Annotated in this window: 24 protein-coding genes and 1 pseudogene; 13 read left to right on the top strand and 12 right to left on the bottom strand. The window is 57.2% G+C overall.

Going from position 1 to position 22553, the window contains the following annotated elements:
- Positions 1-78 precede the first annotated feature (78 nt).
- A complete protein-coding gene (locus FHX05_RS20740) occupies positions 79-2124 on the top strand; it encodes a flotillin family protein (RefSeq protein WP_183874166.1) in 2046 nt (681 codons plus the stop codon).
- 80 nt (positions 2125-2204) lie between these two features.
- Here the strand turns inward: FHX05_RS20740 and FHX05_RS20735 are convergent, their stop codons facing one another.
- The 4 genes from FHX05_RS20735 to FHX05_RS20720 are packed head-to-tail and all read right to left on the bottom strand — an operon-like array spanning position 2205 to position 3454.
- Positions 2205-2780, bottom strand: a complete 576-nt coding sequence (locus FHX05_RS20735) for an alpha-ketoglutarate-dependent dioxygenase AlkB (RefSeq protein ID WP_183874164.1) — start codon at positions 2778-2780, stop codon at positions 2205-2207.
- A gap of 15 nt (positions 2781-2795) precedes the next feature.
- Positions 2796-2990 (bottom strand): hypothetical protein, encoded by a 195-nt coding sequence (locus FHX05_RS20730; protein WP_015343205.1) that lies wholly within the window; start codon positions 2988-2990, stop codon positions 2796-2798.
- 42 nt (positions 2991-3032) lie between these two features.
- Positions 3033-3269, bottom strand: coding sequence for a 30S ribosomal protein S21 (gene rpsU, locus FHX05_RS20725; RefSeq protein ID WP_112337728.1), 237 nt, complete (start codon positions 3267-3269; stop codon positions 3033-3035).
- Between the two features lie 32 nt (positions 3270-3301).
- Positions 3302-3454 carry a hypothetical protein gene (locus FHX05_RS20720; protein ID WP_183711731.1) on the bottom strand — a complete coding sequence of 51 codons (153 nt, stop codon included), beginning with the start codon at positions 3452-3454 and terminating at the stop codon, positions 3302-3304.
- An 864-nt stretch (positions 3455-4318) separates the two neighbouring features.
- On the opposite strand from FHX05_RS20720, the gene FHX05_RS20715 reads away from it, so the two are divergent.
- On the top strand, positions 4319-4846 hold the full coding sequence (locus FHX05_RS20715; protein ID WP_183874162.1) for a hypothetical protein: 528 nt from the start codon (positions 4319-4321) through the stop codon (positions 4844-4846).
- 69 nt (positions 4847-4915) lie between these two features.
- Positions 4916-5077 carry a DUF1328 domain-containing protein gene (locus tag FHX05_RS20710; RefSeq protein ID WP_015343210.1) on the top strand — a complete coding sequence of 54 codons (162 nt, stop codon included), beginning with the start codon at positions 4916-4918 and terminating at the stop codon, positions 5075-5077.
- A gap of 187 nt (positions 5078-5264) precedes the next feature.
- Here FHX05_RS20710 and FHX05_RS20705 read toward each other — a convergent pair whose 3' ends face one another.
- Positions 5265-5639, bottom strand: coding sequence for a hypothetical protein (locus FHX05_RS20705; RefSeq protein WP_112609014.1), 375 nt, complete (start codon positions 5637-5639; stop codon positions 5265-5267).
- Positions 5640-6239: 600 nt separating this feature from the next.
- Here FHX05_RS20705 and FHX05_RS20700 point away from each other — a divergent pair.
- From FHX05_RS20700 to FHX05_RS20665, 8 genes are all read left to right on the top strand, one after another.
- Entirely contained in the window at positions 6240-8246 is a 2007-nt protein-coding gene (locus FHX05_RS20700) for an ABC transporter ATP-binding protein/permease (protein WP_183874160.1), read from the top strand.
- Positions 8247-8395: 149 nt separating this feature from the next.
- On the top strand, positions 8396-9196 hold the full coding sequence (locus tag FHX05_RS20695; protein WP_183874158.1) for a hypothetical protein: 801 nt from the start codon (positions 8396-8398) through the stop codon (positions 9194-9196).
- A 164-nt stretch (positions 9197-9360) separates the two neighbouring features.
- Entirely contained in the window at positions 9361-9657 is a 297-nt protein-coding gene (locus FHX05_RS20690) for a hypothetical protein (RefSeq protein ID WP_244441516.1), read from the top strand.
- Between the two features lie 99 nt (positions 9658-9756).
- Positions 9757-10548, top strand: a complete 792-nt coding sequence (locus tag FHX05_RS20685; protein WP_112337734.1) for an SDR family oxidoreductase — start codon at positions 9757-9759, stop codon at positions 10546-10548.
- Positions 10549-10605: 57 nt separating this feature from the next.
- Positions 10606-11292 carry a Crp/Fnr family transcriptional regulator gene (locus FHX05_RS20680; protein WP_112609008.1) on the top strand — a complete coding sequence of 229 codons (687 nt, stop codon included), beginning with the start codon at positions 10606-10608 and terminating at the stop codon, positions 11290-11292.
- Between the two features lie 151 nt (positions 11293-11443).
- Positions 11444-11854 carry a VOC family protein gene (locus FHX05_RS20675; protein WP_183874156.1) on the top strand — a complete coding sequence of 137 codons (411 nt, stop codon included), beginning with the start codon at positions 11444-11446 and terminating at the stop codon, positions 11852-11854.
- 248 nt (positions 11855-12102) lie between these two features.
- Positions 12103-12576 carry a MarR family transcriptional regulator gene (locus tag FHX05_RS20670; RefSeq protein WP_183874154.1) on the top strand — a complete coding sequence of 158 codons (474 nt, stop codon included), beginning with the start codon at positions 12103-12105 and terminating at the stop codon, positions 12574-12576.
- A complete protein-coding gene (locus tag FHX05_RS20665) occupies positions 12557-13885 on the top strand; it encodes an alpha-amylase family protein (RefSeq protein ID WP_183874152.1) in 1329 nt (442 codons plus the stop codon). Before FHX05_RS20670 ends, FHX05_RS20665 begins: the two co-directional genes overlap by 20 nt.
- 170 nt (positions 13886-14055) lie before the next feature.
- On the opposite strand, the gene FHX05_RS20660 is transcribed toward FHX05_RS20665, so the two are convergent.
- The 4 genes from FHX05_RS20660 to FHX05_RS20645 are packed head-to-tail and all read right to left on the bottom strand — an operon-like array spanning position 14056 to position 18145.
- A complete protein-coding gene (locus FHX05_RS20660; protein WP_183874150.1) occupies positions 14056-14976 on the bottom strand; it encodes an HlyD family efflux transporter periplasmic adaptor subunit in 921 nt (306 codons plus the stop codon).
- Positions 14963-15700, bottom strand: coding sequence for an ABC transporter ATP-binding protein (locus FHX05_RS20655; protein WP_246699020.1), 738 nt, complete (start codon positions 15698-15700; stop codon positions 14963-14965). Before FHX05_RS20655 ends, FHX05_RS20660 begins: the two co-directional genes overlap by 14 nt.
- A 1-nt stretch (position 15701) precedes the next feature.
- Complete coding sequence (locus FHX05_RS20650) at positions 15702-16838, bottom strand: FtsX-like permease family protein (RefSeq protein ID WP_183874148.1); 1137 nt, start codon at positions 16836-16838, stop codon at positions 15702-15704.
- A gap of 2 nt (positions 16839-16840) precedes the next feature.
- Complete coding sequence (locus FHX05_RS20645; RefSeq protein ID WP_246699019.1) at positions 16841-18145, bottom strand: TolC family protein; 1305 nt, start codon at positions 18143-18145, stop codon at positions 16841-16843.
- Between the two features lie 695 nt (positions 18146-18840).
- Here FHX05_RS20645 and FHX05_RS20640 point away from each other — a divergent pair.
- Positions 18841-19770 (top strand): GNAT family N-acetyltransferase, encoded by a 930-nt coding sequence (locus FHX05_RS20640; protein WP_112608996.1) that lies wholly within the window; start codon positions 18841-18843, stop codon positions 19768-19770.
- Between the two features lie 29 nt (positions 19771-19799).
- Here the strand turns inward: FHX05_RS20640 and FHX05_RS20635 are convergent, their stop codons facing one another.
- The gene (locus tag FHX05_RS20635) at positions 19800-20027 is read right to left on the bottom strand and encodes an HAD hydrolase-like protein (protein WP_246699042.1); all 228 of its coding nucleotides are present in this window, start codon (positions 20025-20027) and stop codon (positions 19800-19802) included.
- 75 nt (positions 20028-20102) lie between these two features.
- Between FHX05_RS20635 and FHX05_RS20630 the strand changes: the two are divergent.
- Positions 20103-20605: pseudogene (locus FHX05_RS20630) on the top strand (sugar phosphate isomerase/epimerase family protein); the annotation flags it as partial.
- 92 nt (positions 20606-20697) lie between these two features.
- Here FHX05_RS20630 and FHX05_RS20625 read toward each other — a convergent pair.
- Positions 20698-21531 (bottom strand): carbohydrate ABC transporter permease, encoded by an 834-nt coding sequence (locus tag FHX05_RS20625; protein WP_183874146.1) that lies wholly within the window; start codon positions 21529-21531, stop codon positions 20698-20700.
- Positions 21528-22424: a sugar ABC transporter permease gene (locus FHX05_RS20620; RefSeq protein ID WP_112608992.1), complete on the bottom strand. Its 897-nt coding sequence runs from the start codon at positions 22422-22424 to the stop codon at positions 21528-21530. Before FHX05_RS20620 ends, FHX05_RS20625 begins: the two co-directional genes overlap by 4 nt.
- Positions 22425-22553: the final 129 nt, after the last annotated feature.

The following is a 22553-nucleotide window of genomic DNA, read 5'->3' as shown; positions in this document are numbered from 1 at the left end:
AATCTCCCCGTCTTATCAACCAATACCAACCGGGCGGCTGTCGGGTGGATGAACCCGTGCGCCCACAGGAGAGAAGAGATGGAAGCCCTCACCAATCTCAGTCCGATGGAATGGCTGGCGATCGAGATCGCCGGTGCCGCAATCGTGCTCGCGATAGTTTTCCGATGGAGCGGCGTGATCCGCTATATTCCCAACGACAGGCTCGGCATCCTCGAAAAGCTGTGGAGCTTTCGCGGTTCCGTGAAGAACGGTTTCATTGCGCTGAACGGCGAGGCCGGTTTCCAGCCTGAGGTCGTGCGCGGCGGCCTGCATTTTTTCATGCCGTTTCAGTATTCCCTGCATCGCGCCAATCTCGTGACCATTCCACAGGGTCAGATCGGTTACGTCTTTGCCCGTGACGGCAAGCCGCTGCCGCCCACCCAGACGCTTGCCTCGAACATGGAAGCCGATGACTTCCAGGACGTGCGCGACTTTCTCCTCAAAGGCGGACAGAAAGGCCCGCAGCGTAAAATCCTGCGCGAAGGCACCTATGCCATCAATCTTGCGCAGTTCATCGTGCTGACCGCACAATCGATCTATGCCGTCAACCTCAGTTCGTCGGAACAGAAACTGTTTGCCGACATGTCGACGCAGATCACCGAGCGGGAGGGCTTCGAGCCCGTCGTCATTCATGACGCAGAGGACATGATCGGCATCGTGACCATCCATGACGGCCCGGCCCTGCCCGACGGCGAGATCATCGCACCGACGGTTGCCAACGATCCGACGGATGCAAACTTCCATAACAATTTCCAGGATCCGGAGAAATTTCTCAATGCCGGCGGCTATCGCGGCCGTCAATTGCAGGTGCTTGCCGACGGCAGCTACTTCCTTAATCGCATTTTTGCGACCGTCGAAGTGGTCGACAAGACGATTATAGATGTCGGCACGGTCGGTGTTGTTGTCTCTTATACCGGCCGCCGCGGCGCAGACATTTCCGGCAAGTCCTATCGCCATGGCGAACTGGTGGAGACCGGCGCGCGCGGCGTCTGGTCGGCACCGCTTCTGCCCGGCAAGTATGCGTTCAACACCTATGCCGGTAGTATCGTCATCGTACCGACCACCAACTTCGTACTCAAATGGACGAAGGAACAGTTCGGCGAGCACAGGCTGGATGAGAATCTGTCTGAAGTATCGCTGATCACCAAGGACGCGTTCGAACCCGTGCTGCCGCTCTCGGTCGTCGTACATATCGACTATATGAAGGCACCGCTCGTCGTGCAGCGCTTCGGCGATATCAAGCGCCTGGTGGAGCAGACGCTCGATCCGATGGTCTCGGCCTATTTCAAGAATATTGCCCAGACCAAGACCTTGATAGAACTCCTGCAGGAACGCAGCGAAATCCAGCGCAAATCCGGCGAGGAAATGCGCGAGAAGTTCGCCTCTTACAGTCTCGAGCTGCAGGAAGTTCTGATCGGCACCCCGCGCGCCAGCAACGGCCAGAACAGCATAGAGCAAATCCTGATCCAGCTGCGCGAACGCCAGATCGCCGTCGAAAAGGTCGAGACCTATAAGCTGCAGGAAGTTGCGGCCGTCCAGGAGCGCACATTGCGCGAGAAGGAAGCGCTTGCCGAACAACAGGCCAAGATCACCACTTCTGCATTGACCATCGAGATCAGCGAGAACGAAGGTAAGGCGCAGCTGGCCCGCACCCGCCAGGAGGCGGAAACCATCCAGGTCACTGCCAAGGCTGAGGCCGAGAAGGTACGCCTTGCGGGCCTCGGCGAGGCCGACCGCATCAAGGCGATTGCGCTTGCCGATGCCGAGCGCATCAAGGCAACAGGCCTTGCCGATGCCGAAAAGGTGCGCGCCGTCGGTCTGGCGGAAGCAGAAGCCACCGAAAAGAAGGTCGCAGCCTTCGGCGGGCCGGATTATCAGCTGAATTCGCAGGTTCTGATGCGCTTCGCTGAAGCGATCGAGAACGGCAGGCTGCCTCTCGTGCCGCAGATCCAGGTCGGCGGTGGCGCTGGGGAAAAGGGTGCCGCCAACGGTCTTGTCGAAATGATGTTGTCGATGCTGGTCGCCGACCGGCTTGGGCGGCAGGAAGCGCCGGCTGCTGCCCCCACAGCGATCGCCCATGATTGATTGCGGATGGGCCGGCTATTCCGGCCCGTCTTGTCCAGTGGCTCGCTTCCAGCCGCAACTCACTGCGGCTCGACATCGCGCTAACCGATTTCCCGAAAGGTAATCGAATAGCGAAGCCGATCAACCGGCGGGATGGAATGCTCCCATTCGCTTCGCGCAGGACCTGACAGCACGTAAGCGGAACCGGGTTCGCAGATTAGCGTGGCGCGCTGCCATTTATCCCCGGCACGGCGCCTCAGCCTGAACGTACAAGGCGATAGCAGGGAAATGCCGACAACCCGCCCGAACACCTTCTTGTCCCTATGCCAGCCGATCGGCGCACCCAGCGCGTATTCAGTGACGAGGGCTTGCTGCAGATCATCAGGCGCTATTCCCGCAAACTCAGCCGCGATGCTACGCATGGGCAGAAGGAACGACGGAATTTCGCCAGTGCGCCTCGGACGCTGCGCCTCGTAATCGTATTTCCAACCATAGGAGACGACGCGTCGCCTACCTTCGAAGCCATGAAAATCGAACGGCTTCAGCGGCAATTGCGGTATCTCGCGAAGCAGATCCAACTGGATGGACTCCGGAACGATATCGGCTTGGTAGCGGAAACCCTCCGGCAACGGCGGTTCTACTGCCGCAAACAGGTTTCCTTGCGCTGAAATGCCCATGGCCGCTCCTTCTGTTTAATGGACACTTGGAACTTTCGCGACCGCGGCGAAATCCTCCGCGACAAGTTCGCTGATCGCAATCAGGACCTCTTCGGCCGAGAAACCGGAGACAATCGTGCTCCGGATCAGCTCCTGCAGATCGAACTCAATAGCATCGCGGCAGTCTTCCAGCCGCTGCTCCGAAACCGTAATGCTGTGCAGTTCTTCCATTATGTGATCCTTTCGTAGATGCTTGCGGTTGCTGCCAACGATTTATCGAGCAGCCGCCCGGCGCCTGGAGGAAGGAAGAAGCCCTTCGCGCTGCATCCTCTTGCGGACGGCCTTGCGCTGGCGGGCAATCGCTTGCGCCCTTTCGCGCACACGCCGCTCGGACGGCTTTTCATAGGCCCGATGTTCCTTCATCTCGCGGAACAGACCTTCACGCTGCATCTTCTTTTTCAGTGCCCGAATGGCCTGTTCGACATTGTTGTCTCTGACGATGACTTGCATTCTCGTTCTCCTTGTTTCGTTGATAGTTCCGCTCAACCGAGCTGCTCGGCTATGATCGCCTTCAATTCGGCGCGCGTGAGCAGGCAGGGATATGGCTTCTGGTTTTTGTCCGGTCGTTCGATGCGTTCACCGCGGTCGCGCGGCTCCATCGCCGCCGGAGCGGCGGGGATATTTGCTTTGTTCAATTGAAATTCCTTACCAGCCATTCGGCGAAATGGCGGTCCGGCGCTGTTGCGCACGGGAGCGCCGACGACTTCAGCCGTCCGCTGTGGCCAATTATGTGAGTGATGTCGGAAATATAAGGAGTGGCATATCGCATTACAAGGCGATATCCAGGCTTTGAAAGGCCTTGATCCAACGCCATTGGAGCCGGAACATCGCACGTCGGGTCGAAGGGTGGATTAATTAGCTATTGACGTGCTTGATCGAGCCCGGTGTAAGAGGCCCGAATTTCGCCGGCTCGGCAACGAGGACGCAAACCTAGCTTGCTAGCCGAAAAAGCAAGAGGGCACGACGAAGTTCTGAAGACCGCCCTTCTATCGCTCACCAAGTGAAACGAGGACCGAAAGAGCCGTAGTAGCCCGGTGTCGAGCCGCCTGGAGCAAGCTCATTGTCTCGCTGTACTCTCTCCGCCCATCGCCGACGCTCGGCCGCTTTTTTGGCGGCGGCAGGATCTGTCGATTTGCTTGCCGCTACGGAACCCGATTGACCGCCAGTTCTATTTCCCGTCGAGCAGGACGCACAAAAAACAGCCGGAAAAATAATCAGAATGCCTAGGGCTATTGCCCTTTTGAGCCTGTGGTAGATCGGCTGCATAGACATTCTCAATACTCTCTGACCATTCGCGATGAGAAGAGACATTATTCGATTCCACATCGCATGGGAACTAAAGGCTATTCGCGTTTCCGCTACGACGATAACGGCCGTTCTTCCATCCGTGCAGGGGAAAACGCCAGGTAACCGCAACTGTATCGGCGGATTTTCAGTCTTGCCATGCTGGTGCCGGATTCTTCTGATGGTTAGCTGCGCCGACATTGGAAGGGCACACCATGGAATTCCTCAATCGCTACATCGATCTTCCGCTGCTTCGCGGCGGATCGGCAGCCATGCGGCTGTGGCACAAACAAACCGGTCTTTCTCCGCAGACGCTAAGCCCGTCATGGAGCCTTATCGTTGTTCTTGCCCTTATGGCGGCAAGCGGCCTGTTGCTGAATGGCCCGCTTTACGCTTTCGCCATCGGCACGCTCTTCATGCTTTCCGTTCCGTCATTGCGATTTTTGATGCCGGGTCGAATGGGGCGCAATTACGATATACGATCCTATCAGGCACTGGCAGCTACAGCCACGCGTAAGCGTGAGAGCGAATGGGCGACCCGACTGACAGTTTTGCTTACCGCCGTCATTTTCCCCTTCTGTGTCTACGCCGGCGACGAGGCGGCAGGCACCTTCCTGCTTGGCGCCAGCCTGTGGTTTGTGCTCACGGCTCCGGTAAAGATGTATCTGGATGCCGCCGAACCGCCGCCGCCGGACGCCGGCGGAAAGCAAGTTTGGTTGAAACAAGCCGTAACCACGGCGTAACGCCAGCCCCATTCAAGGAACAAAGTGCACTTTACTCCGTTCTCCATCCAGCAACCAATGGAGAGCGAAATGCTTTATTATGCACTGGTATTTCTCGTCGTGGCCTTGATTGCAGGAGCCCTCGGCTTCGGCGGCATAGCAGGCGCCTCTGCGTCGATCGCCCAGGTCCTGTTCTTTATCTTTCTTATCTTCTTCGTCGTTTCGCTCGTCATGAATGTGATGAGACGCTGAAGGCGATGAGACCATGATCCGAATGCCAGCCCACCCGATCAACCATGACGGTGGGCTGGCCGGCGCCCTTCCTTAATTGATTACGACAAATATTCTCCGGGACGGCCCCTTCCCGTCACATTTCATAGCTGCGGCGAAAACTCGGCAGAGGTTCATTGGTAAGAGCGGCCTCAGCCCTTTAGCACCCCTATTTCTCAGATCGCTGCAGAAGAATTCGCATCTCCTCAAAATGTCGCTTGCGATCCGCATCCCCGTCATTAGGCACATAGCATGTGCTGGAGACGCAAAATTTGACGAGGTTGTGAGGCTTGTCCGCCTTTTCGAACTCGCATTCGAAAGTGTCGCTCATCTCGGCTGCCGCAGTGCCGGGCCGGGTGGAGTAGGTCATACGAACGCCAGGCGGCTTGAGTTCCGGAAAGGACTGCACCGTTCCAATCGCAAGCCCGTCCGATAAAAAGAAATTCTTGGCGACGGTCTTGCATGTTGCTTCTAGATCAGGGGACTGGGCAAGAACGGCGGTTGGAAAGAGGATGATGCTGAATAAAACAGGAAATTTAAACACGATAGCCTCCTGTAAAGATCTCCAGGATCGAAGAGATCGCGATCAGCAAACGTCGGTCGAAACATAGAGTTCCATGAACCTATGCCAAGCAATTTCCGCGACCGGCATCAACGCTATTAAGTTCGAAAGCCTTTCGCTTCAACAGCACGGACTACCGCGAGTGTGCTGTTTTCCGTCGCTATATATCTACTCTGCGAACCGGATCTTCTGCCCATCAAGGTAGCCATGCTCGTAGGCTTTCGCCTGTTCGCTATCCTCGGAATAGGGGTTCTTTCTATTTTCGGCGTCGCATTTTCCATCCTTCACCCCCTTTTCGTAAGCCTCCTTTTCGCTCTCCGAAGCCGGAAGGCGAGGCGATGGCTCGGGGAAATATTGTATGGGGTTCGGGAGTCCAAGCGCAGGTGCGAAGTCTGAGGCCGTAATCGGCATTTGCGGGCACATGGTGAATTCCTCCTCTCATTGAAACGCCCTTTGCGGTCGACGGTTCCCTCAAGTCTTTTAACCCTCGCGCTGCTTCCGCGCGGCCTGTCCTCCAAGCCCCTGCATGCATGCTCATGATCAAGGGTGAAACTTTTTGAATTTTGGGCCGTTGTCCTGCTTATGACCGACGCAAAATCCAGTCCGAAATCGGTCGATGACGCCAAGCCGGCTGATGCCGAAAGCTTGCATCGGGGGAAGAGTTCGACTGTCGAGGCCGAACAGCCACCCGATTTAGTAGAACCTGACCCGGATTTGACCCCCGAGCAAACAGAGCAGGCACGCAAACGATATTTGCTCAGCCGTTTCTGGATCAGCGCCCGCGGTTATTGGAGCCGTCGTGGAGACCGTTTTGCCTGGCCATGCTCGATTGGCCTCCTTGCCCTAATCGGCCTGAATGTCTGTTTCCAGTATGGGATCAATATCTGGAACCGGGCGATTTTTGACGCGATCGAGCAACGCAACGCTCATGCCGTCTACGTCCTGAGCGCGGTGTTTCCCCCACTCGTGCTCGGCAGCGTCGCCCTCGTCACCATACAAGTCTATGTTCGTATGATGATGCAAAGACGCTGGCGCTTCTGGCTCACAACCGCTTTGATCGCCCGGTGGCTCGCCAACGGCCGCTATTATCAACTGAATCTGATCGGCGGCGACGATCACAAGAACCCCGAGGCCCGTCTCTCGGAGGATTTGCGGATCGCCACGGAATCCCCGGTCGATTTCATTGCTGGCGTCATTTCAGCATTTCTCTCGGCCTCGACCTTCATCGTGGTCCTCTGGACGATCGGCGGCGCCCTGACTTTCGAGGTCGCCGGTTCAATCATTACGATTCCCGGCTTCCTCGTCGTCACGGCGGTCCTCTACGCCGTGGTCACGTCTACCTCGATGGCGGTCATCGGCCGCCATTTCGTGCGGGTTTCCGAGGTCAAAAACCAGATGGAAGCGGAGTTTCGCTACACGCTGACGCATGTCCGCGAAAACGGTGAGAGCATCGCATTGCTCGGCGGTGAAGAGGAAGAGCGCAACGACCTCGAGCGGACATTCGGAAACGTGTTGAAACAGTGGGCGTTGCTTGCCCATCAATATATGCGCACGACCCTCGTGTCGCAGGTCTCCATGTTGATTGCGCCTGTCGTGCCGGTCCTGCTTTGTGCGCCGAAATTTCTGGAAGGCAGTATGACGCTCGGTCAAGTCATGCAGGCTGCCTCTGCCTTCGCCATCGTTCAGAGCGCATTCGGATGGCTGGTCGACAATTATCCGCGCCTTGCCGACTGGAACGCCTCGGCGCATCGTGTCGCCTCGCTTATGACCTCGCTTGACGGGCTCGAGCGCGCCGAAAAGAACGATACGCTCGGACGGATCAAGCATGGAGAAACCGAAGACGAGACGATGTTGTCGCTCAACGATCTCTCCGTGACGCTCGACGACGGCACGTCCGTAGTCAAGGAAACGGAGGTGGAAATCGATCCGGGGGAACGCGTCTTGGTCGCCGGCGAATCCGGTTCGGGCAAAAGCACGCTGATACGGGCAATTTCCGGTCTGTGGCCTTGGGGTCATGGCGGCGTCAATGTCCACCCCGATAGCCGGTTGTTCATGTTGCCGCAGCGGCCTTACATACCGTCGGGCACACTTCGCCGCGCCGTCGCCTATCCCCGCGCGGCCGACGACTGGACGCCGGACGAGATCAAGGCCGCCCTTGAAAAGGTTGGTCTCGACTATCTCAACGAAAAGATCGAGGAGGACGCACCGTGGGATCAGACGTTGTCAGGCGGCGAAAAGCAGAGGCTCGCCTTCGCGCGTCTTCTGCTGCACGATCCCGATATCATCGTGCTGGACGAGGCAACCTCAGCCCTTGATGAAAAGAGCCAGGATAGGATGATGGAGATGATCATCCGCGAATTGCCGAAGGTCACCATTATCAGCGTCGCGCACAGGGCTGAACTGGAAGCCTTCCACAGCCGCAAGATTACCCTGGAACGCCGCCAAGGTGGCGCAAGGCTGGTCAGCGACATCGAACTCACTCACCGCCACAGAAAAGGGAACCTGATTTTGCGCCTCTTGGACGATCGAAGACCCATATTCAAAGATAATTCGACCTCGGATCAGGGCGCACGATCCCCACGCCGATAGCGGTTAGTGCAATCGCCGCGCACGCTTCGAACCCGCGCAAAGTGAAGCAAAAGCAAATGCACCACGTCTGCGCCATTCGACATTGAGATGTATTCCCTTATGCTGGAACGTGACATACTCAACGATTAGATGCAGTTGGAGCATGTTCGATGCAACGAGAAGCGATCTGGTCGCTGGTCTTGCTTGTTCTTCTTGTCCTAGGCGCTTTCGTCGGCTCGATACTGCGCACCAAATTGCCTGCGCCGCATCGCGGCAACGAGACAATGGACTTTCTTCGGGTGGTAACCGCACTGCTCGTGACTTTTGCAGCCCTTGTCATGAGTTTGTTGCTGGCATCGGAACTCAATGCCTTCACCGCCGCCTCCCACGATCGCAATCGTTATGCCGCGGGGCTCGCCGAGATGGACGGTTGCCTGAAAAATTACGGCTCGGCCCTCGACAATGAGAGGCAGCTGTTGCGCAGCTATACCGCTGCCGTCATTGCCAGCACCTGGCCCGATGAAGCGCTTCCGCAGGGCGAGAAATATCCCGACATCTCGGACTTGCCTTTGACCGGCGAGGCGCCGGCCCTTGGATCGATGTTGAATAATGTTGGGCTTAACATTGACCGTCTGCAGCCCGCCGACCCCTTGCATCAGGCCCTAGCGACCCGTTGCAGCCAGCTTTTCAGCAATGTCATGGCCGCGCGATGGACCGTCATCGAAGATGCACATGGCTCGCTTTCCGCGCCCTTTCTTGGCGTTCTCATCTTCTGGCTTATGCTGGTATTTTTGAGTTTCGGGCTTCAGGCTCCCAAAAACCCGCTCGCCGGCGCGATTGTCCTTGTGGCCATCGTCTCCGTCGCAAGCGTCATGTTCGTAATCCTGGATCTCGACCTTCCCTATGGCGGCTTTTTCGGCATTTCGAGCACATCGATGCGACACGCGCTGACCGACATGCAGCGCAACTAAAAATCGCAATCTTGCATATATGTGGATCGTAGCGCTCCTGCGATGACCTCCCCTGGAGTAACACCCGCAGTCGCTTCACCTTCTGCTCATTTGCTGACATGATGGAAGGAGCTGTTTGCTGTCGTGGGCTTATCATGAACGGATCAACACCGGAAGAAAGCAGGATGCGCGCGCCGGCAGGTTCGGTTACCGGGCTTTGCTCGGCATCGGCAACCATGTTCGCAGTTGGGATGGCGTTCCTTGGCTACTGGGGCGTTTATGAGCAAGGGCGCTGGCATGTCTCGGATTATTTTGTGGTGGCCCTGGCACTCATAGGCTTTGCGGCGCTGGGTTCCGTTCCCTGGATCGTAACGACGCCGGTGGCGCGCGAGGATGAAGAAAAGGTGGTCGGCGCGCGGCGAGCGCTGGCGCTTGGAATTGCCTTGCTCTGGCTGTCGGTCTGTATCGCAGTATTTGCCTGAAAGCCCTAAATGCCCTTGTGGCAGCCACGGTTGAACGCCCGGCGCGCGCTCAGGCGTTCTACACATTCCACCCCCTGACGTTTTCATTGGAGAAGCATCATGAATCTCGAACTCGACGGCAAATTAGCTCTGGTCACCGGCAGCACCGCCGGCATCGGTCACGCAATCGCGGCAACTCTCTTGCGCGAGGGTGCCCACGTTATTGTCAATGGGCGGACCCAAGAAGCGGTCGATCGTGCGGTTGCCGAACTTGCTGCGATTGGAAGCGGCCGCGTGGAGGGATTTGCCGGCGATCTCGCAACCGAGCAGGCCGCAGATGAAATCGTAAGGCGCTTTCCGAATGTCGAGATCCTCGTCAACAACCTTGGGATATTCGAACCCAAGCCGTTCGAAGAGATCCCGGACGCCGACTGGCGTCGGTTCTTCGATGTCAACGTGATTTCCGGCGTTCGTCTCGCCCGCCTTTATCTGCCCTCGATGCGCCAGCGTAACTGGGGTCGTATCATCTTCATTTCGAGCGAAAGCGGCGTCCATATTCCGGCCGAGATGGTGCATTACGGCGTGACCAAGACGGCCCAGATTGCAGTGGCGCGCGGTATTGCGGAATCCGTTGCAGGCACCGGAATCACGGTCAACAGCGTCTTGCCAGGTCCAACGAAATCGCGCGGCGTCGTCGATTTCGTCGCCGCGCTGCCCGGCTCGGAAGGAAAGACTTTCGCGCAATTCGAGACCGAATTCTTCGAGAAAATCCGGCCAACTTCCCTGATCAAGCGCTTCACGCAGCCTGAGGAAATCGCGACCATGGTCGCCTATGTCGCAAGCCCCCTGTCTTCGGCTACCAATGGTGCAGCGCTTCGGGTCGATGGCGGAGTGGTGAAGAGCGCGTTCTGACCATCGCGACCAAACGAACGAACTCCGGCGGCAAGATGCGCCAAGCGCAACCTATAAATGTCGCCGGACGCCACCAGATTACTCTTTTCCCACGGCGATGAGATGGGCCAGATTAAAATCATCGCCGACTCGCGGATTGAGCTCATGAACACAGAAGCATTCTTCACCAAAATCCGGACCTACACCCCTCTGTCAGAAAAAGCCGAGCTCGCCTGGTCATCACTCCTGCGGCCGAGACAGTATCGTAAGGAGGAGCCCTTCATTCGGGCGGGCGACGTACCGACGACCTATGCCTTCGTCGTCAAAGGCCTGCTGTGTCAGCGCTATGTCGGCCGCGACGGCAACATGATTATCAAATGCTTCTTTCCTGAGAACCGCATTGCCTCTTCGGTCAGCGCGACCCTGCTCGGTGAGCCCAGCCCTTTCGCGATTACGGCGATCGAGAACACCACCGTCCTCGAATATGACTTTGCGGCTTTTAGGTTGCTCGTCAGCGACTTTGCCGACATTGCCGCCTTTTATATCAGGTACATGGAGCGCCATTGGATTATCGACAAAGAACCGGGGGAGATTGCGTTCAGGCATGACGACGCGATGCAGCGCTATATCGATTTTATCCGCAAGGAGCCGGAACTGCATAAGCGTTTGAAGCAGCATCACATCGCCGCCTGGTTGGGCATCACTCCGGAAAGCCTCAGCCGGCTGCGAAAGACAATCGCTATCACAAGGCCAGACAGAGGCTGACGCGATTTCTTACCAAACATCAATTCTTTCACGGTCGGATTGCGGCATTTCTGCCGGGCAAGCAACCACCGCAACGGTCACGGCGGGCATCAACCAGCGGATATCGACCGCGGGTGCGGCCCTGTCCTGCCGTGAAGAAAGGAAACCAAAAATGACCAAGATGATTTTCGTGAACCTGCCGGTGACCGACCTGGCCCGGTCCAAGGCCTTCTATGCAGCCCTGGGATTTGCCAATAACGCCCAGTTCAGTGACGATAGCTCGGCCTGCATGGTGGTGAGCGAGACGATCAACGTCATGCTCCTCACTCACGAAAAGTGGCGCGGTTTCACCAGCCGCCCGATCCCGCCGGCAACCTCAAGCGAAGTAATGCTGGCTATATCCTGCGAGAGCCGTAAGGCCGTCGACCAGATGAATGATGCCGCCGCGGCACATGGCGGGCAAGCGGACATCAATCCGAAACAGGACCTCGGCTTTCTGTATAATCGCAATCTCGCCGATCCGGACGGTCACGTCTGGGAAGCAGTATGGATGGATCCGAGCGCAATGTCCGCCGGTAACTGAAGCTCGTCAGGTCGCGCGGTAAAGCGTGGGGCTCCGAGCGTACCGTTTGAATGACGAGAGCCAAATTGGGGCGCAATGCTGTCCTTCAGCGGTTGCGTCCCAAATATCTGAAAAACCGGGCGAGACCTGGAAAGGACGTGCCGTCGAAGCCGACCAGGTGGTTCAGATACCGGCGTACGACTTATATCCGCGGTGGGGAATGGTGATGAATGCTCGCCTTTCTTCAATTAATACGCTATGCGTAGTATATGATAAATAAAGTCGATCAAGAAGCTCTCTCTCTCCTGCGCGCCGTCCTGGCGCTCGGACGGCGGCTGCGCGGCGAGCGCCCGCAAGGCGCGCAGACGCTCGCTGCTATCAGTCTTCTGGGAACGCTCGGTCGCCTCGGACCGATGCCCGCTGTGCAACTGGCGACCGAGGAACGCCTTCAGCCTCAATCTCTGACACGGATCGTAGCCGGTCTTGAAGGCGATGGACTGATCGAACGCCGGCGAGATCCGGCTGACCAGCGAGCGTTGATCATCGCTCTGACAGAGAAGGGCAAGACGGTGCTCGCAAATGATCTGCGCGCGCGACAGGCGTGGTTGCGCGAGGCGATGTTGCGCGTGCTTTCAGAAAGCGAGCGCACGACGTTGATCGCGGCAACCGACATTATGCTCAAGCTCGCTTTTGATGATCAAGGCAGATTGGAGATCGATGCTCATGACGCATTGGATCGATAACGCCATCTTCTGGCACATTTATCCCCTCGGTTTCGTCGGCGCCGAGCAGAGGGCCCATGCGGGCATTCGTCATCGCCTGAACCATATCGTCGATTGGCTCGACTATGCCGTCGCGCTGGGGGCATCGGGTCTGCTGTTGGGGCCGATTTTTACCTCATCGACACACGGCTACGACACGATCGACCATTTTCGCATCGATCCCCGCCTTGGTGACGATTGCGATTTCGACCAGCTCATCATGGAGGCGCGACGACGTGGATTGAAAGTCATCCTTGATGGCGTCTTTAACCATGTCGGAAGGGATTTTCCGCTTTTCCGTGCCGCCATTGAGAATGGAACGGCCTCTCAGGAGGCGAGCTGGTTCCGCTTGCTCGGCGGCAAGGACGACACAGGCGGCCCTGCCTATGCGACGTTCGAGGGACATCATGCGCTGGTGGCGTTGAACCACGATTCTTCGGATGTTACCAGCTATGTGACGAATGTCATGAACCACTGGCTGGACCGTGGCGCTTCAGGGTGGCGGCTTGACGCAGCCTATGCAGTATCTCGCCCATTCTGGAAAACGGTGTTGACGGATGTCCGCCAGCGCCATCCCCACGCTTACATATTCGGCGAGGTCATTCACGGCGACTACGATGGCTTCGTAACGGCGACCGGCGTCGACGCAGTGACGCAGTACGAATTGTGGAAGGCAATCTGGAGCGCGATCAATGACTGCAACCTGTTCGAACTTCAGTGGGCGCTGGAGCGGCACAATGGGTTCCTGGAGCGTTTCGTACCACTCACCTTTATCGGCAATCATGATGTCACGCGGCTGGCAAGCCGGTTGACTGATGAACGGCACATCGCTCACGCTCTTGCCATTCTTATGACAGTCGGCGGCACGCCGGCCATCTATGCCGGTGACGAGCAAGCTTTCCGAGGCGTCAAGGAAAACCGGGTCGGCGGCGATGATGCAATCCGGCCTGCCTTTCCCGCAAGGCCCGAGGAGCTCGCTCCGTTTGGCTGGCCGATTTACCGGCTTCATCAGCAGCTTATTGGGGTTCGCCGCCGTCATCCCTGGCTCGTCAGAGCCAGAAGTCGAAAAATTCACCTCACCGCTCGGCAGGCCGTCTGGGCCATGGAGGCAAACAACCAGACGATCCTCGTCGCCCTTAATCTCCGTGATGGCGACGCCATTCTCCCTGCGCCGGGTGCCAAAAACGTGCTTGCTGGAACCGCTGCAGCAACAACGATTGAGCTGGATCGATCGACTTCGATCCGGTTGCCCGGATACGGCTGGGCCGTGCTTTCGACGGCGGAACAATAATCATATCGTGACGGAGCAGGTTCCGACCCTTTCGCCGAACTCGGAGAAGTCGCTTTTGTGTCTCATCCACCGGCTGATCATTGTCTTGACATTGATCACTCCATTGCTCGGGCACTCCCTTTCAAGCAATTTCTCGCAGAGCGCTGGAGTTCTCTTCCGGCACTGAGCCATCATTTCAGAACTCGGACAACCACGCGCTGTCCAATCGCCAAAGGAGCGTCACGCGGAACAGTGATGATGCAGTTTGCCGTGCGTATATCGCTGCGTTCTCCGGGGTTTTCCGTCGATTTCGCGTGTGTCAATACTTTGGAAACTCGGCCGACACGGCCTGAAACGGTTTGTGTGGAGCGCCCTTCGGGAATGATTTCAACAGTCATGCCGGGACCGACAAGGTTGAGATATTCTTCCGGAATGTCCGCGCGCACGATTTTCGGGCCATCCGGCAAGAGGACGAACATCTCATTCATCGCCTGTGACGAAACGGCTTCGCCGGCCTTTATCGCCTGCCGTATGACAATGCCGTCGGCCGGCGCCTTGATCTCGCGCAGACTCACCTCCCGTTTGGCCATTTCGAGACGTTCCCGCGCGATATTCAGAGCCGTCACAGCGGATTTGGTCTCGATAGCCTGCGTCTCATAGGCGTTGCGCGCATCTTCGAGTGCCTGATCGGAAACGGCTTTGCCGGCAGCGGCGCGGCGCATTCTTTCATAGGTCTTGGAAAGGTTCCTTTCCTTGATTTCGAGGAGTTTATGATGATCTTCGGCTTGGGAAACCTCCTGCTCAGCGATGCGAACCCCGGCTTCCTCCTGCCTTCTGTCGAGAAGGGCAAGCACATCCCCCTTACGCACATACGCTCCTTCACTTGCCGGCACGTCGGCAACGATCCCGTCGCGCACGGCCGTTATTCGATAAAGCCCTCCCTCGACGTCGACGGTTCCGCGTGCAGCGGCGGTGATGGCCGGCACGATGGCAGCGTCTGAATTTTCGTCCGCCTTCGGGACACCGACCGCTGTCCAGAAAAGGCCCAATGTCAGGGACGAACCCAATAGGCCGGCCGCCCAAAGACGGCGCGAACGTTTAGTGTGATCCATGCCAGTACTCTCGTGTATCGGTGTTTCGCCCGGAGGCGAGCCGTTCCTCAGGCAACAGGCGCCCGTCCTCCATCCTGAGGAGGCGATCTGCTTTCGAAAACAGACGGCTATCGTGCGAGACGCACAGAACCGCCGTTCCCAACTGTCTGGCCGTATCACGCAGGATCTCGACGATCCTCGACCCATTGCTGCTGTCGAGCGCACTCGTCGGCTCGTCTGCAAACAGGATCGCGGGCTCTTTAACGATGGCTCTCGCAATGGCAACGCGCTGCTTCTCGCCGCCGGACAGATGCGAAGGCCGTAAATGCTGGCGGTGCAGCAGGCCGACACGCTCCAGCGCCGCAAGCGCCCGAGCTCGTGCCTCGGCTTCCGGAACCTTGAGGTAATCCAGCGGCACCTGAACCTGCTCGAGCGCGGAAAGTGCCGGAAAGAGATTGAAGCCCTGAAAGATAAAACCGCAGCTTCTCAGGCGAAACGCATCTCTCTGCGCGTCCGTTGAGGAGGAGAGATCGGTTTCGCCGGCGCGAAGCTGCCCGCTGTCGGGTTTGGTCATACCGCCGAGCGTCGCTAGAAGCGTGCTCTTGCCGCAGCCGGAAGGGCCGCTCAGGACAGCGAATTCACCGCGATACATCTCGACGGAAATATCGACGAGCGCGTTTGTACGAACGCCCTGGACGGTGAAGGACTTGTGGAGATTGAGAGCAGTGATAGCAGATCGCATCATATCATCTCAATAAGGAAGCCGGGTCTGCCTGACGCAGGCGATGAATCGAAAGAAGACAGGCAAGTACCGCCACGACGAGAACAACGAGCGAGGCGAGAAGGATGACGATGCCGTCGAGCACGAAAGGAACCTTGTAGACCTGCGCAATGAGGGCGATGAGAAGGCTTAATACGCCGCTGATGATCAGGCCGGAAACCCCCACCCAGGCCGCCTGCTCGGCGACAATGGTTCTCAACTCGCCAAAGGGCACGCCGAGCGCGCGAAGCGTGGCATATTGCGGAAGCGCGCCTGCGACTGCCGCCATGAGGGTCTGGCTGGTTATGAGCGCTCCAATGGTTGCGGCTATCAGCGTCGCAAAGATGAACGCAATACCGGCGCCGGAATCGAACAGCATATAGCTGGTCGACATGCTCGCAAGCCTGCCGGAAGGCCATATCTCGAACCGGTCGACAGAGGCTCGTTGATTAAGACGCCTGATCACGCCCCCGGACTTATCGCCAGTGTTGATATCGAACAGGAAATAGGTGGCGGCACCATCGGTAGGTAGCGTCTGATCAAGCACGCGCGCGGTATCGAGCGAACCGACGACATTCACACCACCCAGACCGCGAAGCCCGTCAATGAGGCCGACCACGCGTACGGCATGACCGTTGACCTCCGCCAGATCCCCGGGTTTGGTGGAAAGCTTGTCACCGTCGGATGCGTCAACGACCACGGCACCGGGCTCGCGCAGCTGGCTGCGCAATCCTGCCGGAACGACCTTAGCCAGCCCGGCACTGCCGGTCTCGGTATCGATGCCTATGATCGTGACGCCGACGCCACCATTGCCTCCGGCGGCCCGCCAGTCGCCGGATCCGAGCAGCAACGGCTCGATATGGGATACAAGAGGCTCGGAATAGAGGCTCGTCAACACGCGCGCTTTCACCGTTCGCCCAAGTTCGACGCTTTGCGTGCCGGGATAGCCGGCCCAGTAATCGGCAGTCGATTGCGATACATAAAGCGAATTCGCACTCACAATCCCAAGCAGCAACGCTCCTTGGGCTGTCATGAGAAGCCCGGAAAAGGCAACGGCTGCGACGGCCGGCAAAAAGCGCCGCCATTCGTAGATAAGGGTTTTGCGCGCGATCGGAACTGGCATGACTACATCCGCCTTTCCGGCACAGGAGGTGAGGAAGCCTGCTGCGCGGTACCTGTTGCCTTGTAGAAAGCGATGAGGGCGCGGGCTTCGTCTTCGAGACTGTCTGTCAGCGAAGCCCGCAGTTCCAATATGTCGAGCGCGCCCCTGATGGACTTCGATTTATCTTCCAGACCTTCTTGAACGAGCTTATCAGCGCTGTTGCGCACCATCGTCGCTCGCTTCAACCTCGATCTTAGCAGCGTCGTCTTTTGTCGGGCGGCATTGAACTCACGCAGCGCTCTGGACGCTTCCTCATAGGCAACGAGGACGGCCTGCCGGTATGCCAGGCCCGCTTCCCGAAATTTGGCTTCGCTCGCCGCGACGACGTCTTTGCGCCGGCCCAGATCGAACAGCGGGATTTGCAGCGATGGCCCTCCGGAAGCGCCAAACAAAGAACTTCCAATCGGAGCGCCAATCCCTATCGTGCCGGAGAGGCGTAGTTTCGGACAGAGGTCGCTTTTCGCAATGCCGACCTGCGCGCCCGCTTGGGCTACCGCGAATTCGGCTCGCCGCACGTCGGGTCGCAAACGCAGCAGATCGGCGGGACGGCCTCCCAGCAGGCTGGCTCGGACGGTTGGCTGCGGCTGAGGTTTAGAGAGGTCCGCGGTCGGCGTCGACGTTCCTTCGAGGGTCGCGATTTGCTGGACTGACGTAGCGATCTCGCTTTCCAACTCAACGAGCCTCGATCTGGCAGTGTCGATGACCGATTTCTGCAGTTCCGTGTCGGACGCCGTCGCCAGACCTACCTGCTCCCTGACGTTTGCCAGTCTGGAATTCCTCTCCAACAGACCGATCATGTCGGCAGTGTCGGCACGACGTCTTTGGAGCGCCCGAAGGTGAACGTAATTGGCGGCGATTTCCGCTGTCACCGCCAGTTTTGCCGCCGCCAGATCCTCATAAGCGATCTGCGCGGTCAGATCGGCCGATTTCTGGACCTGCCTGTCTTGTCCAAACAGAGCGACCTCCCAGCCTGCCTCGAGATTCAATTGCAGCGGACGCCGCGTGAAATCGTTATTCACCCGGGGTCCGGTTGCAGCATTTGCAATCCCGGTTGCCCCCAGCTCCGGCCGATAGCCGGAAAGCGCCGAATGCGCCATCGCTCTTGCCGCTGCAAGGTTCTGCTGGGCCTGCGCAACGGTGAGGTTGCTGTTTGCGGCACGAGAAACGAGCGACGACAACATCTGGTCGTGAAAGCCTTCCCACCATGCCAGATCCTTGGCGCCAGCCTGAGAGCTGCCGGGCGATGCCCCTGCATAGGCAGAAGGCAAGGGCGGAGGCGCTGCGGGTGGAGATAGATCCATCGTTTGACAGGCCGGCAGAGCGAATGCCAACATCATCATCGACAGGATGATTTGCAGGCACCGGTGTACGCGCTTCGGTATATCGGAACTGTCATTTTGACCCATGCCGTGCGGTCGGCACACAATACTATAAGATCTGCCGATCATGATCCCGTCACTAAGCGATCCATTTCGTAACCGTTGCAGTCGCACTTTGTGGCTGATCGCATAACGAAAAGCTCGGCAACACTGCCCGGTGAAATAGCCTGGTTCTGTGCAGATTTCATGGAGATTGCATACAGATTGAGTGAACGGCGGCGCATGGCGGGCAGCCAGTGTTTCACTCGTGAATTACTCTGCGGACCCTCACAATTGCCGATGATAGCGCTGCGGCGACAGAGGCAAGCATCAAGCGCTGCAACATGGCCGAGAGATTCTAAGGACGCTCTCGAAGAGTTTTGACATCAATCATTGCTGTGTTTAAGCGCAAACTATCTGAATATACTGCCCGCCCCATCAATATAAACAGCGATCGATTGCAGGATTTTATCTTAAGCCGGGGGAAAATATTACTTCATTTCTGAGGACGCCTGAGTATGCTAAGAGAGGTACTTTGGGGATGCTGCAGCAACTTAACCAATTCAAGAAGCAAGTTTGCACATTTCTTTTGGAGGAGGCCCGGAGTGTTGGATCCTTTGATACCGACAATATTTCACGAGCACTGGTGGCTCGATGCTGCAACGAAGGGACGAGCCGAGATATCCGAAGTGACCGAAGGCGGGCGGACAGTGGGCCGGCTGCCCTATCTCAAGGAAACGAGACTTGGTCTGCACAGCATCAATATGCCGACCCTCACCCACTTTCTCGGCCCGGGCATCAACGACGGTTCGGGCAGCGAGCCGAACCGCTTCGTGAAGCGTCAGGCGATCACGCGTGAGCTCATCCGCAAGCTGCCACAGTTCTCCTCGTTCCGTCAGAAGCTGCACCACAACGTCAGAGACGTGCTTGCTTTTCAGGCCGAGGATTTCGAGGTGACGGCTCAGTTCACATTCGAAGTCGGCCCGGCCCCTCTGGAAGTTATGTGGAAAGCCATGCGGGACAAGACACGAAATGTCATCCGTCGGGCAGAGGAGCGTTACGGCGTCTCGAACATCATGGACCCGCAGGCATTCTTCCGCTTTTCCATCGCCAATCTTAGGGCCAAAGGTGAGGAACCCAATATCGACTTTGTCACCTGCATAGATGTCGCCACCAGGGCACTTGACCGCGGACGTGGTCATTTCTACGTCGCAGTGGACGACAAAGGGGATGTCAGGGCAGCTATATTTTGTGTCTGGGATGCCAGATCGTATTACTACATGTTATCGACCCGCACGGCCGACAGCGGCAACGGCGCGATCCCTCTGTTGATCTGGAGTGCCATCAAAAATGCCGCTTCGATGGGGCTGGTCTTCGACTTTGACGGTGTGGCGAATGCCGGTTCCATCCTGCTCTATTCCGGCTTCGGCGGCACCGTTTCTCCGCGCTACATTGTGATGAAGTCGAACACCCTCTACCAGACTTTGCGCAGGATCCGCCGCATCAACCCAAGAGTTTCGAACCATTTTCTTTGAGGACAGGGACAGGGACAAGCACGTACCGTTCACGCTGCGTCGACCGAAAAGCACGGCATCAGATAGCTCGGAACTGCGTGATGTCGCCGCGTCAGCTCGGCCAGTTCCTGCTGGGAGGCGGCTGCCAGGATGCCGGTGCGCACCAGTACGGAGGCCAGATCCATATCGTCCGCGCCCTTGATGTCATGCTCGATACTGTCACCGATGCAGACGATCCTGCCGGCTTCGGCATTCGTCCAACGGGATATCGCCAGCATGTAGATCTCGCGATATGGCATGCCGATCCAGTGCATCTTACCGCCAAGCTCCTCGTAGATTCTGGCGATCGCACCAAGGTCGCCGACCAGGCAAAGGCTTCCGGCGGCACCCTCAACCTCGAGGTCGTCAATCGGTTCGAGAGCAATATGCTGAACACTGCCGCCCAGGGCATGGCTTACATTCGCGATACCGGCGCCTCCAACGTTTTCCTGCATCTCGACACGTTCCATATGAACATCGAGGAGGCCGATGTCGGGCTCGCTATCCGCCATGCTGGCGACAAGATCGGCTACGTCCATATCGGCGAAAGCCATCGCGACTATCTCGGAACCGGCAATATCGATTTCGCCGCCATTTTCGATGCATTGGTCGCAATCGGCTGGAATGACTACGTAACCTTCGATCCTTCTCGACCGCCATCGTCGACAAGGACCTATCGCTGAAGACTGCGATCTGGCGCAATCTCTGGGACGACAATGTTGCCCTTGCCAAGCATGCACGGCAATTCATCGAACTCGGACTGGAAACCACCAGCCGCAAGGCGGAACTGGTGAAGCTGGCCCACCTTTCCGGTTGAGCCATTTCCGCAGTAGTGGATCAAAGGTCACTCGACGGTCAGCAAACACCGGCGTAGAATTGCTCATCTCGCACGGCAAAGCACATACAGATCTACTTTGTCGCTCCAGCCGTGAGGCCTGTGATGAGTTTGCGCTGGAATAGCATGTAAGCGAGAATGAGCGGGCCGATAACGATGACAGCGCCCGCCGTCAGCACAGGCGTATTAACCGTATAACGTCCCTGGAAAAACAGCATGCCGATCGGCAGGGTGCGATAGTTGTCGTCATTGACCAGAACAAGTGGAATAAGAAATTCGTTCCATGTCCAGATAAAAAGGAACAATGCCAGCGTCGACATCGACGGCAGCATCAAAGGCACGATAACTTTCGACAGAATGTATCGTCTGGATGCTCCATCGAGGACAGCTGCCTCTATGATCTCCGATGGCAACTGCTGCATCGCACTTGCCATGAACATCGTCGCAAAGGGCAGCGACATGGCAATTTGCGGCAGGATCAATGCCGCATAGGTGTTGATGAGGCCGACATAGCGCATCTCATAGTAGAGCGGAATGATGAAGGCCTCGGTCGGCACCATCATGCCTATAGTCAAGAGAACGAAAATTGTGCGTCTGAAGGGAAAGCTCAGGAATGCGAAACTGAATCCCGTCAATGTCCCGAGTATGATACTGACAATGACTACAGGGAAAACGATCAGAACCGAATTCAGGAAATAGACGTTAAAATGGCCTTCGATCCAAGCATTCGCATAATTCTCGAAATGCGGATAGGCGGGCAATACGAATGCGCCCTGGATAAGATCGGCACGGCTCTTCAGAGACGTCAGTATCAGAAGCGCGAAGGGGATAACCGTCAGGACCGCAAAGACCCAAAGAATGATACGCGACGGCAGAACCGCGCCTATCCCATGAAAATTTCTGCTCACGATGCACTCCCCTCATTCACTGGCCGCACCAGACGATGAACGGCATAATTGATTGTGAAGACGAGAATCGCACCGATGATGGCGACGGCCGATGCATAGCCATATCGATTCAATTGGAAGCCAAGCTCGTACATGTAAATATTGGGAACGAGGGTTGCATTGGCTGGGCCGCCCCTGGTCATCGTAAAGATCAGGTCAAAGCTCTTGATGGAAGCAATGATGGTGAGAAGCAACGCGATGCGTATTTCCGGCAGCAGGAGCGGCAGCGTTATGAAAAAGAAAATCCTGCTTCCTGAAGCACCGTCCACCCTCGCCGCTTCAAACAGCGAAGGATCAATCCGCTGAATACCGGAAAGAAACAGGACCATACAGAAACCGAAGAAATACCAGCTGGCGACGATGCCTACGGCCGGTAGGACAAAGGTGAAATCGCCAAGCCAGGGTAAAGCGATCGAACCCAGGCCAGCCAGCTTCAACGCTTGATTGATCGGACCGAAGGCGGGATTGTAGAGCCAGTGCCAGATGATGCCGAGAACGGCGGTCGGCATGATATAGGGCAAAAACAGCAATGTGCGCAGTGCGAACTGCTCTCGCTGCCTGAGCGACCAGACCAATGCGGCAAGCAAGAGGCCGACGACGATCGGGATGACACAGTAGAACACCATAAAGAGCGCATTGTTTTTCAATGCGACATAGAAAGTCTCATCCGAAAGCAATTTTGCATAATTGCCGAAGCCAATCCAATTGGGCGAACCGATTCCATTCCATTCGGTGAAGCTGATACCGATTGCTGCGATAATGGGGCCGAGTACGAGAGCAAAATAAACCAGCAAACCAGGCAGAATATAAATGAGATTTCTGCTGGCGTTGGCATCAAGTGGTGAACGTTTCATGCACCATCTCATGAATATGCCAGGGGTCGACTGGCGCCTCTCTGGCCGTGATCAGGATTGACGTAGCGAAGTTTCCCGCCGCTGCATCCCATCAAATGGACCAGCGGCGGGATTGCTATGTTCCGTGGC

Source organism: Rhizobium sp. BK491, from assembly GCF_014194925.1.
Taxonomy (GTDB): Bacteria; Pseudomonadota; Alphaproteobacteria; order Rhizobiales; family Rhizobiaceae; genus Rhizobium.
The sequence above is the reverse complement of the archived record's forward strand: the minus strand, read 5'-3'. Positions and strand labels throughout refer to the sequence as shown.